This window comes from Rhodococcus sp. NPDC003382 (assembly GCF_053589135.1).
In genome coordinates this window covers 73,000-87,928 of sequence record NZ_JBSFRH010000020.1, presented here as the reverse complement: position 1 = coordinate 87,928, position 14,929 = coordinate 73,000, and the positions used below count along the sequence as shown (strand labels likewise).

Here is a 14,929-nt window from a genome sequence, read left to right as displayed (position 1 = left end):
GGTGCATGCCGAACGAAATGTAGCCATCACCGGTATCGGTTTGTCCGAGGTGGGGCGCCGCACCACCGCGAGCGCCCTGTCCCTGACCGTGGACGCGGCCCTGACCGCGATCACCGACGCCGGGCTCACGGTCGACGACATCGACGGCATCTCGACCTATCCGGGAGCCGCGAACACCGGCGGCGGGTTCGCTCCCGTCGGCGCACAGGACCTGCGTCTTGCGCTGGGACTGAACGTCAATTGGTACTCGGCCGCCGCCCTGGACTCGCCGAGCCAGTTCAGCGCGATCGTCAATGCGATCGGTGCACTGTCCGCAGGGCTCGCCCGTCACGTCCTGGTCTTCCGCACCGTGACCGAGGCACAGTCCCGGGCGCTGGACAAGCAGGCGCAGAGTTGGGCCGGATCATCCGGGGAGATCCACGGCTTCTGGGAATGGACCGCACCGTACGGTGTCGAATCCCCCGTGCCTTGGTACGCGACCTACGCACAGCGGTACATGTACGAGCACAAGCTGACCCACGAGCAGCTCGGTGCGATCGCCGTGAACGCCCGTACGAATGCGGCGGGCAACCCCTCGGCTGTCTACCGCGACCCGCTCACGCTCGACGACTACCTCGACAGCCGCGTCGTGTCCTGGCCCCTCCGCCTCTACGATTGCGACGTCCCGGTCGACGGATCGGTCGCTTTCGTGCTCTCCCGGCTCGACGACGCCCGGCACATGACCAATCCACCCCTACGCTTCGAGGCCGTCGGCACCGCGATGGGGGCCGGCGGATTGCGCGACCCTCGCGACCTGACCTCGTTCGGGGCCGAGAAGGCGGCTGCGATGCTCTGGGATCGGTCCCGGATTTCTCGTCGCGACGTGCGCGTGGCGCAGATCTACGACGGCATGAGCATCCTGACGGTGCACTGGCTGGAGGCTCTGGGCTTCTGCGCCAAGGGCGAGGTCGGGGCGTTCGTCGAAGGTGGCACGAATATCGGACTGAACGGAGAACTACCGATGAACACCGGTGGCGGCCAGCTCTCGGCCGGGCGTTTGCACGGACTGGGACATCTCCACGAGGCCTGTGTCCAGCTGTGGGGACGTGGAGGAACGCGGCAGGTCGGCCGAGAGCCGGACGTCGCCGCAGTCAGCATGGGCGCCTACGGCCTCGGCTGCGCACTGCTGATGAGAGAGGACTGACGATGCCGAATCTGTTCGATCCCATCGACCTCGGTCCGTTGTCCCTGCCCAACCGCATCGTCATCCCTCCCATGTGTCAGTACAGTGCCCGCGACGGACTGGCCACCGACTGGCACCTGATCCACATCGGCAGCCTGGCCCTGTCCGGCGCAGCACTACTGATCATGGAAGCGACCGCGGTCTCCGAGGAAGGACGGATTACGCCGGACTGCCTCGGCCTGTGGCGCGACGACCAGTCCGAAGCCCTGGCTGCACTGGTGAAAACGGTACGATCCCAATCGCCGATCCGGCTCGGTATCCAGCTGTCGCACGCCGGTCGCAAGGCTTCCAGCCACAGCCCACGAACCGGCGGCTCGGGCCCCCTGGACGCGACCGAGGGGTGGCCGACGATCGGTCCGAGCGCCGTCCCGGTGTCCGAGCGGTGGCCTGTTCCGATGCCACTGACCGTGGACGATATGGACCGCGTGGTCGAGCACTTCGTCGCCGCCGCGAATCGAGCGGTCGATGCCAGGTTCGACCTGATCGAGCTGCACGGAGCACACGGATATCTGCTCAGCTCGTTCCTGTCCCCGTTGGCGAACCGGCGAACCGACGAGTTCGGCGGCGGGTACGACAACCGTGCGCGCTTCCCCCTGCGGGTCTTCGAGGCGGTGCGCGCGGCCGTTCCGTCGACCGTGGCTCTCGGTGTCCGCGTCAATGGAACCGACTGGGTCGACGGTGGCATCATTCCCGAGGAGGCATGCCGATTCGCCGTCGACCTCGAACGGCGCGGGGCCGATTTCGTCCACGTCAGCAGTGGTGGCAACGCGCGCGGGGACATCCCCCTCGGTCCCGGTTACCAGATCCCGCCGGCACGGCTCATTCGCCGGCACGTGAACATCCCGGTCATCGGAGTCGGTCTGATCAGCAGCCCGGTCCTCGCCGACGAGCTGGTCGCGGACGGCAGCGTGGACCTGGTCGGAATCGGCCGAGGCCACCTGCACAATCCGCACTGGACCTGGTCGGCGGCGGAAATTCTGGGCCATCACCTCGATGTGCCGTACCAGTACGCCCGGGCCAGAACCAGCACGTTCGAACCCCCGAAGTCATGGCAACATCTCGGCCGCCAGGAGGTACAGCCGACCACGTGAACAGACTGTCGGGGCTTACAGACCTTCTTCGCGCCACGGCGCGACACGAACCGAACACCTTGAAAGCCCAACGCATCCTTCCCCTTTAAACGAAGTGGACTTTCGCATGACCTTCCTCCAAATCGCCTCCGTGGTGATACTCCTCGGATCGTTCATCGTCGCATCGGTGTGGACGATCAACATGGGACTGCTGCTCCTGGTCGGCGGCACCGCGATCGCATACTTCAGCGGAATCTCGCTGGATGTCGTCGCAGACTCGTTCCCGAGTGAAACCTTCATCCTGATCATCGGCATCACATACTTCTTCGCCGTGGTCGAGTCGAGCAAGACGATGGACTTCATCGTCGACGGGCTGCTGCGCCTGCTGCGTGGCTCGATCGCGCTGGTGCCTCCGCTGCTGTTCGTGCTCTCGGCCGCGGCGACCGCGATCGGTGCCTATCCGCCGGCCGTGGCAGCTCTCGTCATCCCGGTTGCGATGCGACTGGCCAGGGACTACGACATCAGCCGGTTCCTCGTGACGATCATGGTCGTGCACGGCATCCTGGCCGGCAATTTCGGCCCGCTGGCGACTCCGGCTGTGTTCACCGCGAAGCAACTCACCGAAGCCGGACTCGAGCCGATCACCCTCCAGCTGTTCGTGAGCCATGTGGCGATCAACGGTCTCGTCGCGGTCATCGCCTACTTCCTGTTCGGTGGTGCGAAGCTGGTGCGTGCCGGCCGGATGTCGGTGGCGCAGCCGGCGTTGGCCACGGTGGGCGGCGGGCCGGTGTCCGGATCCGCCGGTGGCTCCGCCGATACTCCGGACTTCGACGGCCCGTCCCCCGCTGCAGGCCGGGGCACAGGACACGGACGGCCGAACACCTACCAGATCGCCACGCTGATCGCGCTGGCCACCTTGCTCGTCGCCTCGCTCGGTTTCGGCATGGACATCGGGTTCAGCGCGTTGGCACTGGGTCTGCTGCTGACGCTGCTCTTCGAGCGCAAGCAGAACACCTTCATCAACACCATGCCCTGGGGCGTCATGCTGATGCTCGCCGGTGTCCTGATCTACATCGGCGTTCTGACCGAGATCGGCACGATCGACGCGATCAACGAATCGCTGTCCAGCATCGGCTCCGCGTCCGGCGCCGTCCTCGCCCTGTCCTGGCTCAGCGGCATCATCTCGGCGTTCGCCTCGTCGATCACCGTCATCGGTGCGACCTTGCAGCTCGCTATGCCGCTCGTCTCGGGTGACATGAGCACCCTGTCGGTGGTCGGCCCGGTCACCGTGTCCACGACGATCGTCGACGCGAGCCCGCTGGGCATCATCGGAGCCCTCGCTCTGGCGACGGCCGAGCCCGAAGCTCGTCCGAAGTTGCTGCGCTCGATGCTGCTGTGGGCCGGCACCATGGTTCTCCTCGGTCCCCCGCTGGCGTGGCTGCTGCTGACCGTTCTGTGAACCGCACAGCCGACGAGCAGGAAAACCGACAAGGAGAATTCGGATGAACGCCCAGATCCCGTGCCCGTCCCAGGTGTCGACGGACGACGTCGTCGCCGTGCACCAGCTCTACGGACGCCAAAGTCACGCCATCGACTCCGGTCGGGCCGAGGATTGGGCTGCCACCTTCACCGTCGACGGGGAATTCCTCTCGCCGAGCTACCCCGCTCCCGCCCGCGGAGCCGACGAGCTGGTCGCGTTCGCCGAACGGTTCCATGCCGATTGCCGAGCACGTGGCGAAGTCCTGCGTCACGTGCTCGGCACGGTGGAGGTTCGACCGGCAGGCCCGGGCGCACTGCACTCTCGGGCATACCTGCAGATCGTCGGCACCCCCGCAGGTGATTCGGTTCGACTCCACCGAATCACCGTGCTGGAGGACGAGATCGAGATGACCGCGGACGGATGGAAGATCCGACGCCGTACCGTGCACCCCGACCGGTGAGACCACCGCCGCTCAGACGGGATCCGTTGCCACCGCAGTACAGGCGGAGACAAGTGCCACGTCGCCCGTCGAAAGCGCCACCTCGATAGCTCAGTGCCGCCTCGCCATTCACCGTGCGGGCCGAACCCACTCCGGTTCGGCCCGCACGGTCTGTTTCACGTGACGGCCACGAGTTCGGCCCCGCCAACCACTCCTGTCACTGCTGCAGCCCGACGCGGTCATCCCGAGTCCTTCCGGATCGGAGCCAGGCGCGCAGCACGGCCCTGCAGGTAGCGCTGTTCGGGAACGCTCGCCGTCAGCCTGGCCGCGTCGAGGTACGCCGCGCGCGCCGCGGCCGCCTCACCCGCCATCTCCAGCAGGTGCGCCCGGACCGCGACCGCCCGATGGTTGCCGGCGAGCCGCCGGTCGTCCGCCACCGTCGCGAGGAGATCCAGCCCGGCGCGGGGGCCGTCGAGCATGCCCACAGCGGCCGCTCGGTTCACCGTGACCATCGGGTTGGGTGCGACGTGCGACAGCACCCGGTACAGCGCGACGATCTGCGCCCAGTCGGTGTCCTCGGCGCGGTCGGCCTCCGCGTGCATCGCGGCGATCGCGGCCTGCAGTTGGTACGGCCCGGGCGGGGCGGCGCTGAGCGCGGCGGTGACCAGCGCGATTCCCTCGTCGATCTGCTTCCGGTCCCAGCGGGTCCGGTCCTGTTCGGTGAGGGGAATCAGCGCGCCGGACGGGTCGGTCCGGGCGTCGCGGTGGGCATCGGTGAGCAGCATGAGCGCGAGCAGGCCGGTGGTGTCGGCGTCCTCGGGCAACAGCGCGTGCAGCAGGCGGGTCAGGCGGATCGCTTCGGCGCTGAGTTCGTGGGAGGTCAGGTCGGGTCCGCCGGAGCTGGTGTAGCCCTCGTTGAAGATCAGATAGAGCACGTGGCGAACCGCCTGCAACCGTGCGGCGCGGTCGGCCGCAGCGGGCAGGGTGAAGATCGCGCCGGCGTCGCGGATCGCCTGTTTGGCGCGGGTGATGCGCCGGGTCATCGTCGCCTCCGGCACCAGGAACGCCCGCGCGATGGACACGGTGTCGAGCCCCCCGACCGCGCGCAGGGTCAGCGCGATCTGTGAGGACGGTGACAGCGCCGGATGGCAGCACAGGAACAGTAGCGTCAACGTGTCGTCGCCGTCGTGCCCCACGTCGGCGAGATCGATGACGGACCGGTCCGATTCCATTGCCGCCCAGGAATGTTCGCGGTCGCGGCGGGCACTGTCGCTGCGCCACTCGTCGGTGAGCCGCCGCTGCGCGACTGTGATCAGCCAGCCGCGCGGATTCGACGGCACACCCTCCGCCGGCCACTGCCGGTGCGCCGCGAGCAGCGCCTCCTGCACCGCGTCCTCGCACGCGTCGAACTGTCCGTGCCGCGCCGCGAGGTACCCGAGGACCTGCGGCGCGAGGGTGCGCAGCAGGTCCTGCGGGTCGCTCACATCTCGGCCCCGCCGTCGTGCATCACGGCCCGGACCTCCATCGCCCCGCCGTAGCGCACGTCGGGCCAGCGCGCGGCGATCTCCACGGCGCGGTCCCGGCTGTCGACATCGACCTCGACGTAGCCGCAGAACTGTTCCTTGCTCTCCATGAACGGCCCGTCGGTGACGGTGTGCGCGGGGGTCGTCCCCTGCCGCACGGTGCGGGCGGTCGACGGGTCGGTCAATGCCTGTCCGCCGACGAGTTCACCGGATTCGGTGAGTTCGGCCATGATCGCGTCGACCTCCGCGAACAGTTCCTCCCGCGCGTTGTCGCTCAGGTCCTCGACGAAGTCGGGACGGTTGTAGATCAACAGCATGTATTTCACGGTCGTCTCCTCTGCCGTGCCCCCGGATGGGGCTTCACCCCTGAAGTCGGATCTGCGGAGCCGATCCGGACATCGCGGATCGCGCATTTCTGTTCGCCCGATGTCCGGACGACGTCGCGGTCTCCGACTTCACTGTGACACGGGAACGATTTCCACCGGACGATTCGAAGGAGTTCGACGATGGCACGGCTTCGGGTACAGAATTTCGCGATCACGGTCGACGGCTGCTCGGCCGGGCCGGATCAGAGCCTGCAGAACCCCGGCGGGATCGGCGGGGAACGGATCCTCGGGTGGGTGCACGAGACCCGGTCGTTCCACCGGTCGTTCGGGAAGGACGGCGGAGAGACCGGGATCGACGACGACTTCATGGCCCGCGGGATCGACGGGATCGGCGCAACGATCATGGGCCGCAACATGTTCGGTCCCATCCGCGGAAGGTGGGAGGACAGCGACGAGTGGTCGGGCTGGTGGGGCGACGAACCGCCGTTCCACCACCCGGTCTTCGTGCTCACCCACCATCCCCGCGATCCGATCACCCTGGGCGGCGGCACCGTCTTCCACTTCGTCACCGGCGGCATCGAGGACGCGCTCGCACAGGCCGTCGAGGCCGCCGGCGGCGCGGACGTGCGGGTCGGGGGCGGTCCCGCGACCGTCCGGCAGTATCTGCGCGCGGGGCTGGTCGACGAGATGCACCTGGCGATCGTGCCGGTGCTGCTCGGCCGCGGCGAGCGCGTGTTCGACGACGATGTGCTCACCACCGATTTCGAGTGCGTCGAGTTCGTCGCGTCGCCCTCGGTCGCGCATGCCCGATTCGTCCGCGTCGGAAGCGCCCCTTATGACGGTTGATGTACCGATATTTCTGTACACCGATCGTCATCTCCGGCGCGGACGGAGTACCTGGCGGTGTGCGACGGGTTTAGGTTGGAGGTCATGGCTCCGCGGATCAACAAGGACACCCGGCTGTGCATCTCCCTCTCGGGCCGGCCCAGCAACATCGGCACCCGATTCCACAACTACCTGTACGACGAACTCGGCCTGGACTACGTGTACAAGGCGTTCGCGCCCACGGACATCGAGGCCGCGGTCACGGGCATCCGCGGGCTCGGTATCCGCGGTGCGGGGGTGTCGATGCCGTTCAAGGAGAAGGTGATCCCGCTCGTCGACGTGATGCACGAGTCGGCCCGCGCGATCGATTCGGTCAACACCATCGTCAACGAGGACGGGGTGCTGCACGCCTACAACACCGACTTCCAGGCGGTGCTGGACCTGCTCCGCGACCACGGCGTCGATCCGGCTCTGTCGGTCGCGGTCGCGGGCAGCGGCGGCATGGCCAAGGCGGTGGTCGCGGCGGTCCGGGAACACGGCTTCACCGACGTCACCGTCGTCGCGCGGAACGAGGCCGCCGGGACCGCCCTCGCCGACCGGTACGGATACGTGTGGCGCGCCGGCCTCGGCGACTCCTCCCCCGCCGCGCTGATCAACGCGACCCCGATCGGCATGGCGGGCGGTCCCGACGCCGACGCGCTGCCGTTCCCGTCCGCCGCGGTCGAGGCCGCGACGGTGGTCTTCGACGTGGTCGCGATGCCACCCGAGACACCGCTGATCCGGGCGGGACGCGCCCACGGTCACACGGTCATCACCGGCGCCGAGGTGATCGCGCTGCAGGCGGCGCTGCAGTTCGCGCTGTACACGGGCGTGACCCCGACACCCGACCAGGTGCGCCGCGCGTCGGAGTTCTCCCGCTCCTGACGTTGCCGCTCACGGCCGGTCGCGCAGTTCCTCGGCCTTCGCGAGCAGAACGGCGCGCTCCCGTTCGTTGCCGGTCAGCCGCGCAGCCTCGAGCAGCTCGGCGCGGGCTTCGTCGATGCGGCCCAGCTGCCGGAGCAGCTCGCCGCGCACGCTCGGCAACAGGTGGTAGCCGGCGAGTTCGCCGTCGGCGACGAGCTTGTCGACGTATTCCAGCGCGGGCGCCGGGCCGTACGCCATGGACACGGCCGCGGCGCGGTTGAGTTCGACCACCGGCGACGACGCGACCTGCCCGAGCGCCTCGTAGAGAAGCACGATCGTCTCCCAATCGGTGTCCTCGAAAGTTGCTGCGCGCGCGTGACACTCGGCGATCGCCGCCTGCAGGGCGTACGGTCCGCGACCCCGGCCGACCGCGTCGGCCCGGGCGAGAGCCGCGACGCCGCGGGTGATCTGGGCGCGATCCCAGCGCGTGCGGTCCTGGTCGGCCAGCAGGATCGGTTCCCCCGTCGGCGTGGTGCGGGCACCGAATCGCGCCGCCGTGAGTTCCATCAGGGCGACGAGCCCGTGGGCTTCGGGTTCCTGCGGCACGAGCTCGGCGAGGATCCGGGCGAGCCGCAACGCCTCGGCCCCGAGATCCGTCCGCATCCATTCGGACCCCGAGGTCGCGGCGTATCCCTCGTTGAACACCAGGTAGAGCACATTGAGAACGGCGCCCAGCCGGTTCGCGAACTCCGCACGCGGCGGCACCTCGAACGGAACCTTGGCCGCGGTGAGGGTCTTCTTGGCGCGAACGATGCGTTGCTGCACCGTCGCGGTGGGGATCATGAAGGCGCGGGCGATCTCCTCGGTGGTCAGGCCGCCGACCACCCGGAGCGTCAACGCGACCTGCGCTTTGCGGCCCAGGACCGGGTGGCACGCGATGAACATCAGCCGAAGCACGTCGTCGTCGATGCGATCGGGATCCCAGGCCTCGTCGTCGAAGCGCGACGCGTCGAGGTCGCGCGCGATCGCCGCGTAGCGCTCGTCGAGCAGGTCCCGGCGCCGCCACCCGTCGATCGCCCGGCGTTTGGCGACGGCGGTCAGCCAGGCCGCGGGGTTACGGGGAACCCCGCCGGCCGGCCACTGCTCGAGGGCTTCGAGCAGCGCTTGGCCGGCGAGGTCCTCGGCGAGATCGAGGTCACCGACGATACGGGTCAGCGCTGCAACGATTTTCGCCGATTCGATGCGCCACACCGCCTCGACGGCCCGGCGTGCGCTGTCTGCGTCGGCGTTCTCGGCCACGGGCTCAGCCGGTGATCGGCCGGTCCGTGCCCAGCTGCTCGCGCCAGCCCGCTTCCTTCTGGATGTACTCGTTGGTCTGGTCGAAGTCCTCGAGCTCGTTCACCCTGCGCACTTCCAGTTTGCTGCCCGGGCCCAGGGGGCAGCGCCGGGCCCATTCGGCTGCCTCTTCCTTCGTCGCGGTCTGGATGATCCAGAAGCCGGAGAACAGTTCCTTCGTCTCGCCGTAGGGCCCGTCCGACACGAGCGGAGGATCGGAGTCGAAGTCGACGACGAATCCGTCCTCGGGGTCGGACAGCCCTTCCCCGGCGAGCATGACACCCGCCTTGATGAGCTCTTCGTTGTATCGCCCCATCGCGTTGACGATTTCCGTGAAATCCGCTTCCTTCGACGCTGCGAGCGCCTGGTCGGTGACTCGCAGGATCAGCATGTACTTCATGAGGTTCTCCTCCGTCACGGGACCGCATCTCCGGTCCGTTCACGTACACGTCGAGCAGCGCGGCCGTCGATCGACACTTCGCGGAGAATTTCTCGGCTCCGTGGGCCGACGGCATCGACCGTAGTCGGATCCACGGACGAGGAGGGCCGAATTCAGATCGTCCGAGCCTCCTCGAGCAGATCGAGAACCTCGCCGGCCACGGCGGTGGCGATCCGCATCTCGGCACGTGTCGCGTCGCGGGTCGTGGGATTCTGCAGACCGAAGTTGTTGACCCACGCGACCGTCCGGGCGGATTGGAACATCAACGTCGTGGTCCGCTCGGCGCCGAGCAGATCGCCGACGAACCAGCCGGTGAAGAACGGTCCGAGGTCGGTGCCGTACACGGCCTTGAACTCTTCGGCGATGCGCGGTGCGGCGGCGACGAGGGCGTTCCCGAAAGTGTAGAAATCGCGGGTGTGTTCGGGACCGGATCCGATGGTGACGAGCGCTTCGGGGAAGTCGGTGACGAGATGCGCGACGATCGCCGCGGTCAGCACCCGGCCGGGACTGCGATCGCACTGCTCGGTGAGCGCGAACGCGTCGGCCCAGTGCGGCGCCGGGGTTCCGCCGGTGACGTATTCGTGCAGGTTCGCGACGTACAGGCGCACGACCTCGACGGCAAGATCGCTCGCCCACTGCTCGTCGTCGTAGATGCCGGCGTTGAGCGTCGGACCGGTCAGCTCGAGGATCTCGTCGAACGCCAGCACGAACGTGCCGCGATAGTCGCCACTGTGGACGAGCAGCTCGCGCAGCCGCGCGATGCGGTCGCGCGCGGCGTCGAACGAGTCGATACCGGCGGGATCGGTGACCTCGGCGAGGCGGGCCTGTTCGAATCCGGAGGCCGCGGGTACGCACTGCGACGAGACAGGGGCACCCGTATCCGCGGCGCCTGCGGCGGGAGCAACCAGGGCACAACCGAGTGCGAGAACTACGGCCGATGTCGCGAATCCAGTCAATTTACGCATCCTAAAAAAATACAAATTTCTGAACCCTAAGCAAGTACTAAATTAAAAATCCTAAGAAAATAAATGTGCACCGAGAATGCCTCTATTTGTCCGCCGTGGCGGTGCACGAGCGGACGCCGCGGCCCGGGCTGCGGCAGAATCCCGTCGGTGACCACCGACTCGCAGACACCGGTTCCGCTCTCCCAGCCGATCGGCGCCGGAATCGTCACGGCCCTGGTCGGATTCACCAGTTCGTTCGCGGTCGTGCTCACCGGCCTGCACGGAGTGGGCGCATCGGGGCCGGAGGCCGCATCGGGCCTGCTCACGCTGTGCGTGACACAGGGCGTCGGCATCCTGTGGCTGGCACGGCGCTACCGCACCCCGATCACCCTGGCCTGGTCGACGCCGGGCGCCGCCCTGCTCGCCGGGACCGGTGCGGTCGCCGGGGGCTGGCCCGCCGCGGTCGGCGCGTTCGTCGTGGTCGGGCTGGCCGTTGTGCTGACCGGCCTCTCACCGCACCTGGGACGCCTGATCGCGGCGATCCCGACATCGCTGGCGCAGGCCATGCTCGCCGGCGTCCTGGTGCCGTTGTGTCTGGCCCCGGTGACCTCGCTGGCAGCGGATCCCGCGGCGATCGCCCCCGTCGCGCTGACCTGGCTGATCGTGCTGCGGTTGCGCCCGCGGTGGGCGGTCCCGGCCGCATTCGCCGCGGCCGCGGTCGTGATCGCGATCGGCTTGGCGCGCTCGGGAACTCGTCCGGCGCCGACGGATCTGCTGCCGTCGCTCTCGTTCACCGCACCGGCGTGGACCTGGCAGGCGCTGCTCGGCATCGCGTTGCCGCTGTACATCGTGACGATGGCCTCGCAGAACATCCCCGGAACCGCGGTGCTCTCGTCGTTCGGCTACCGAACGCCCTGGCGCGCAGCGATGGCGGTGACCGGACTCGGAACGGTGCTCGGCGCCCCCTCCGGCGGGCACGCCATCAACCTGGCGGCGATCAGCGCGGCCCTGTCAGCGGCGCCCGAGGCCGACCCGGACCCGAACCGCCGCTGGGTGGCGGCGTGGACAGCCGGCTGGTCGTACCTGGCACTCGCCCTGCTGTCCACCGCGGTGGCGACCCTGGTGGCGCTCGCCCCGGCCGGGGTCGTCGAAACGGTTGCCGGGCTTGCACTACTGTCCACCTTGGGCAGCGCGCTCGCATCCTCGTTGCGCGACACCGACGGTCGCGAAGCCGCGGTCGTGACGTTCCTGGTCGCGGCGTCGGGGCTGAGCGCCTTCGGCATCGGAGCGGCCTTCTGGGCGCTGGTGGCGGGTCTCGCGGTGCGCGCGGTCCTGTCGTTCGAACAGTCGAATTCAGGTACAGGAAAGGTTGTGGAGCGGTAACGATTCGGCCCGAGCAAGCCTCGACGGTCTCTCTTCAGGTGAAGTTCGATGCTTCCTGACACAATGATCTAGTGACCAACCGCCAGCCGACGACTCCCGACGCGCAGCCCGACCCGGCCCGCTTCCCGGCGCTGTGGCCGATGCAGACACGTTGGGCGGACAACGACCACTACGGCCACGTCAACAACGTCACCTACTACTCGTACTTCGATTCCGCGGTCAACGGCTGGCTCATGGCGACGACCGGCGTGGACATCCGCGAGCTCGACGCCATCGGTGTGGTCGCCGAAACCTCCTGCCGCTACATCGCGGAACTCTCGTTCCCCGACCGATTGCAGGTGGGCATCGACGTCGACCGCCTCGGCAAACGCAGCATCACCTACCAGCTGGCGATCTTCCGCGAGGGCCCGGACGGCGCGCTGACACCGGCAGCGACCGGGCGTTTCGTGCACGTCTACGTCGACGCGCGCACGCGCAGGCCGGTACCGATTCCGGACGAGATCCGCAAGGCCGTGATGCAGCTGGTCAAGGGCGCGCCGGAACGACCGGCATCCTGAACCGTAGCCCTTACCAAGCATCCGCTTGGCAGGGTATTCATTTACCGGATTAGACTTCGTCGGGACTGTGCAGTTCCATCCAGAGGAAGTGATCCGAAGACATGCGCGATGCAGTGATCGTCGAGGCTGTACGTACCCCCATCGGCAAGCGCGGCGGCGGCCTGTCCGGCGTCCACGCCGTCGAGCTCTCCGCCCACATCCTCCGCACCATCGCGGAGCGGACCGGAATCGACCCCGCCCTCGTCGACGACGTGCACTGGGGCACCGTCCAGTCGGTGGGCATGCAGTCCGGCAACATCGGCCGCATGGCCGTGCTCGGCGCCGGCTGGCCCGAATCCGTCCCCGGCTTCACCATCGACCGGCAGTGCGGCTCCTCCCAGCAGGCCATCTCGACCGCCGCGGCCGCCGTGATCTCCGGCCAGGCCGACCTCATCGTCGCCGGTGGCGTCGAGATCATGTCCGCGATCCCGCTCGGCTCGTCCTCCCCCGAGGGCACCGGCCCGATGGGCGGCCCGGCCCGCGACCGCTACTCCGAGGAGCTCACCGCTCCCGGCTTCAACGGCCGCTTCAACCAGGGCGTCGGCGCCGAGATCATCGCCCGGCAGTGGGGTCTTTCCCGCACCGAACTCGACGAATACTCGGTGCAGTCGCACGAGCGCGCCGCCCGCGCGCAGGACGAGGGCCTGTTCGCCGACGAGACCGCCCCGGTCACCCTGCCCGACGGAACTGTGATCGACACCGACGAAGGCGTGCGCCGCGGTTCGACCGTCGAGAAGCTCGCCGGGCTCAAGGCTCCGTTCCTCGAGAACGGCGTCGTCACCGCCGGTAACGCCTCGCAGATCTCCGACGGCGCGTCCGGCGTCCTCGTCACCACCTCGGAGAAGGCGAAGGCCCTGGGCCTCACCCCGCTCGCGCGCGTCCACACCGCCGTCGTGACCGGCGACGATCCGGTCAAGATGCTCACCGGCCCCATCCCGGCGACCGCGCTGGCGCTGAAGAAGTCGGGTCTGACGATCGACGACATCGACGCCTTCGAGGTGAACGAGGCGTTCGCGTCGGTGCCGCTGGCGTGGCTGCGCGAGACCGGTGCCTCGATCGAGAAGCTGAACCCGCTCGGCGGCGCGATCGCGCTCGGTCACCCGCTCGGCGGCTCCGGTGGCCGTCTGGCCGCGACGCTGATCCACCACCTGCGTCGCACCGGTGGTCGCTACGGTCTGCAGACCATGTGCGAGGGCGGCGGCACCGCCAACGCCACCATCTACGAGATCCTCTAACCGCGGAACGGTCCGTGGGCGGCGGCAGGGCCCAGCAGTGCCGCCGCCCCGGCCACCAGCGCATCGCGCCAGTGCGCGTAGTCGTGGCCACCACAGAACTCGCGATAGTCGACGTCGAAGCCCTTCGCGCGCAACAGGTCCCGAACCTCGCGATTCTCCTCGATCAGCCGCGGTTCGAGTTCGCCCGCGGTCATCCAGAATCTCGAGCCGTGCGTCGCGAGGTCGTCGAGTTGCCGCTGTACGGACTGCGCCGTCTCGTCGGGTTGCCCGGGCATACCGGGTCGCGGCCACCAGAACGACCCGGACAGGCTCACCGCACCACCGAAATGCTGCGGAGCGTGCAGCGCCGCGTAGGTGGCGGCGAGCCCGCCGTAGCTCGATCCACCCACCAGGACGGAATCCGCCGCGCCGGTCGCATTCCACTCCGCCCGCAGCCACGGCAGGAGGTCGCCGGTGAGCGCTTCGAGAAATTCTGCGCTGCAGGGAAGTTCGCGTGATCGCGTCGCGGGATCGATGCTGTCGATCATCACCACCAGCGGAACACGCACGCCGCGTTCGGCGAGCAGGTCGAAGGCCGGCGCGTGCGGGATCTCCACCGCCGCGACCTTGCCGTCGAACACCACGAGGACGGGACGGTCGGCCGCGGCGAGTCCGGGAGGCTCGTAAAGCCATATCCGGCGACGCACACCGGCGAGTTCACGCGTCACCTCGGTCGTGGTGCCGCGCGCCGGCCCGGCCGAGTGCGCCCACCAGCGCTGGGCCGGCGCGCCGGGCATCACCGCTTCGGAGCGGGATCGCTGACCCATGAAGGAGAAACTCGGCAGCCGATTGCAGGGGTCGGTCACCAGATCACCGAGGACACCGCGCCACCATTCCCACTCGGTCTCGCCCTCCGACGGACGCATGATGGGTTCGGTCCGCGGAAGGAACCCGTATCCGCCGCGCCATGCCTCGGGCAGCAGGACGGACACGGCCCAGAGGTCGCTGTCCCCGAGCGGTTTCAGCGCGTGCGCCTCGGGGTCGTGCCGGTCGGTGATCCCGTTGGCGTCGAGGTAGACGTGGCGGATACCGGAATCGGCGGGGACCCGGTACACGAACGTGGCGGTCACCGTGCCCGGCGGTCCCGGATCGATCAGCGGGGAACCTTCGTCCCGCAGGCGTCGCTCCACCAGCTCCGCATCGAGCACATGGACCCCCCTACTTAGGAAA

General features: G+C 68.6%; 15 protein-coding genes. 9 read left to right on the top strand and 6 right to left on the bottom strand.

Translation table 11 applies throughout. The features are described from left to right. Window position 1: 1 nt before the first annotated feature. From ACWDUD_RS15545 to ACWDUD_RS15530, 4 genes are all read left to right on the top strand, one after another. Window positions 2–1,183, top strand: coding sequence for a thiolase family protein (locus tag ACWDUD_RS15545; protein ID WP_197252424.1), 1,182 nt, complete (start codon window positions 2–4; stop codon window positions 1,181–1,183). Window positions 1,184–1,185: 2 nt separating this feature from the next. Then, window positions 1,186–2,313, top strand: coding sequence for an NADH:flavin oxidoreductase/NADH oxidase (locus ACWDUD_RS15540; protein WP_197252423.1), 1,128 nt, complete (start codon window positions 1,186–1,188; stop codon window positions 2,311–2,313). 106 nt (window positions 2,314–2,419) lie between these two features. Then, entirely contained in the window at window positions 2,420–3,751 is a 1,332-nt protein-coding gene (locus tag ACWDUD_RS15535; protein ID WP_450109855.1) for an SLC13 family permease, read from the top strand. A 43-nt stretch (window positions 3,752–3,794) separates the two neighbouring features. Then, window positions 3,795–4,232, top strand: coding sequence for a nuclear transport factor 2 family protein (locus ACWDUD_RS15530; RefSeq protein WP_197252421.1), 438 nt, complete (start codon window positions 3,795–3,797; stop codon window positions 4,230–4,232). 218 nt (window positions 4,233–4,450) lie between these two features. Here the strand turns inward: ACWDUD_RS15530 and ACWDUD_RS15525 are convergent, their stop codons facing one another. After that, window positions 4,451–5,695, bottom strand: a complete 1,245-nt coding sequence (locus ACWDUD_RS15525; protein WP_450109854.1) for an RNA polymerase sigma factor — start codon at window positions 5,693–5,695, stop codon at window positions 4,451–4,453. Further along, on the bottom strand, window positions 5,692–6,051 hold the full coding sequence (locus ACWDUD_RS15520) for a YciI family protein (RefSeq protein ID WP_450109863.1): 360 nt from the start codon (window positions 6,049–6,051) through the stop codon (window positions 5,692–5,694). Before ACWDUD_RS15520 ends, ACWDUD_RS15525 begins: the two co-directional genes overlap by 4 nt. Before the next feature lie 189 nt (window positions 6,052–6,240). Here ACWDUD_RS15520 and ACWDUD_RS15515 point away from each other — a divergent pair, with 189 nt between their 5' ends. Together ACWDUD_RS15515 and ACWDUD_RS15510 are read left to right on the top strand one after the other, a co-directional pair. Further along, complete coding sequence (locus tag ACWDUD_RS15515; protein ID WP_450109853.1) at window positions 6,241–6,906, top strand: dihydrofolate reductase family protein; 666 nt, start codon at window positions 6,241–6,243, stop codon at window positions 6,904–6,906. Window positions 6,907–6,990: 84 nt separating this feature from the next. After that, complete coding sequence (locus ACWDUD_RS15510; RefSeq protein ID WP_197252417.1) at window positions 6,991–7,809, top strand: shikimate 5-dehydrogenase; 819 nt, start codon at window positions 6,991–6,993, stop codon at window positions 7,807–7,809. 9 nt (window positions 7,810–7,818) lie between these two features. Here the strand turns inward: ACWDUD_RS15510 and ACWDUD_RS15505 are convergent, their stop codons facing one another. The 3 genes from ACWDUD_RS15505 to ACWDUD_RS15495 form a co-directional block, all read right to left on the bottom strand. Continuing rightward, a complete protein-coding gene (locus ACWDUD_RS15505; protein ID WP_197252416.1) occupies window positions 7,819–9,087 on the bottom strand; it encodes an RNA polymerase sigma factor in 1,269 nt (422 codons plus the stop codon). A 4-nt stretch (window positions 9,088–9,091) separates the two neighbouring features. Next, window positions 9,092–9,523, bottom strand: coding sequence for a YciI family protein (locus tag ACWDUD_RS15500; RefSeq protein ID WP_197252415.1), 432 nt, complete (start codon window positions 9,521–9,523; stop codon window positions 9,092–9,094). A 152-nt stretch (window positions 9,524–9,675) separates the two neighbouring features. Beyond that, window positions 9,676–10,527 carry a DUF5995 family protein gene (locus ACWDUD_RS15495; RefSeq protein WP_197252414.1) on the bottom strand — a complete coding sequence of 284 codons (852 nt, stop codon included), beginning with the start codon at window positions 10,525–10,527 and terminating at the stop codon, window positions 9,676–9,678. 147 nt (window positions 10,528–10,674) lie between these two features. Between ACWDUD_RS15495 and ACWDUD_RS15490 the strand changes: the two genes are divergently transcribed. The 3 genes from ACWDUD_RS15490 (at window position 10,675) to ACWDUD_RS15480 (ending at window position 13,720) form a co-directional block, all read left to right on the top strand. After that, complete coding sequence (locus ACWDUD_RS15490) at window positions 10,675–11,889, top strand: benzoate/H(+) symporter BenE family transporter (RefSeq protein WP_307846229.1); 1,215 nt, start codon at window positions 10,675–10,677, stop codon at window positions 11,887–11,889. A 71-nt stretch (window positions 11,890–11,960) separates the two neighbouring features. Further along, window positions 11,961–12,446: an acyl-CoA thioesterase gene (locus ACWDUD_RS15485; RefSeq protein ID WP_307846227.1), complete on the top strand. Its 486-nt coding sequence runs from the start codon at window positions 11,961–11,963 to the stop codon at window positions 12,444–12,446. Window positions 12,447–12,547: 101 nt separating this feature from the next. Beyond that, window positions 12,548–13,720 carry a thiolase family protein gene (locus ACWDUD_RS15480; protein WP_197252412.1) on the top strand — a complete coding sequence of 391 codons (1,173 nt, stop codon included), beginning with the start codon at window positions 12,548–12,550 and terminating at the stop codon, window positions 13,718–13,720. Here the strand turns inward: ACWDUD_RS15480 and fes are convergent. After that, on the bottom strand, window positions 13,717–14,907 hold the full coding sequence (gene fes / locus ACWDUD_RS15475; protein WP_307846226.1) for an enterochelin esterase: 1,191 nt from the start codon (window positions 14,905–14,907) through the stop codon (window positions 13,717–13,719). The genes ACWDUD_RS15480 and fes overlap by 4 nt on opposite strands. Window positions 14,908–14,929: the final 22 nt, after the last annotated feature.

Bases quoted from the DNA above. Each gene is read 5' to 3' on its own strand.
- ACWDUD_RS15530 (WP_197252421.1), top strand. From the start codon at position 3,795: ATGAACGCCCAGATCCCGTGCCCGTCCCAGGTGTCGACGGACGACGTC.
- ACWDUD_RS15510 (WP_197252417.1), top strand. From the start codon at position 6,991: ATGGCTCCGCGGATCAACAAGGACACCCGGCTGTGCATCTCCCTCTCG.
- ACWDUD_RS15520 (WP_450109863.1), bottom strand. From the start codon at position 6,051: ATGCTGTTGATCTACAACCGTCCCGACTTCGTCGAGGACCTGAGCGAC.
- ACWDUD_RS15540 (WP_197252423.1), top strand. From the start codon at position 1,186: ATGCCGAATCTGTTCGATCCCATCGACCTCGGTCCGTTGTCCCTGCCC.
- ACWDUD_RS15495 (WP_197252414.1), bottom strand. From the start codon at position 10,527: ATGCGTAAATTGACTGGATTCGCGACATCGGCCGTAGTTCTCGCACTC.
- ACWDUD_RS15515 (WP_450109853.1), top strand. From the start codon at position 6,241: ATGGCACGGCTTCGGGTACAGAATTTCGCGATCACGGTCGACGGCTGC.
- ACWDUD_RS15535 (WP_450109855.1), top strand. From the start codon at position 2,420: ATGACCTTCCTCCAAATCGCCTCCGTGGTGATACTCCTCGGATCGTTC.
- ACWDUD_RS15480 (WP_197252412.1), top strand. From the start codon at position 12,548: ATGCGCGATGCAGTGATCGTCGAGGCTGTACGTACCCCCATCGGCAAG.
- ACWDUD_RS15500 (WP_197252415.1), bottom strand. From the start codon at position 9,523: ATGAAGTACATGCTGATCCTGCGAGTCACCGACCAGGCGCTCGCAGCG.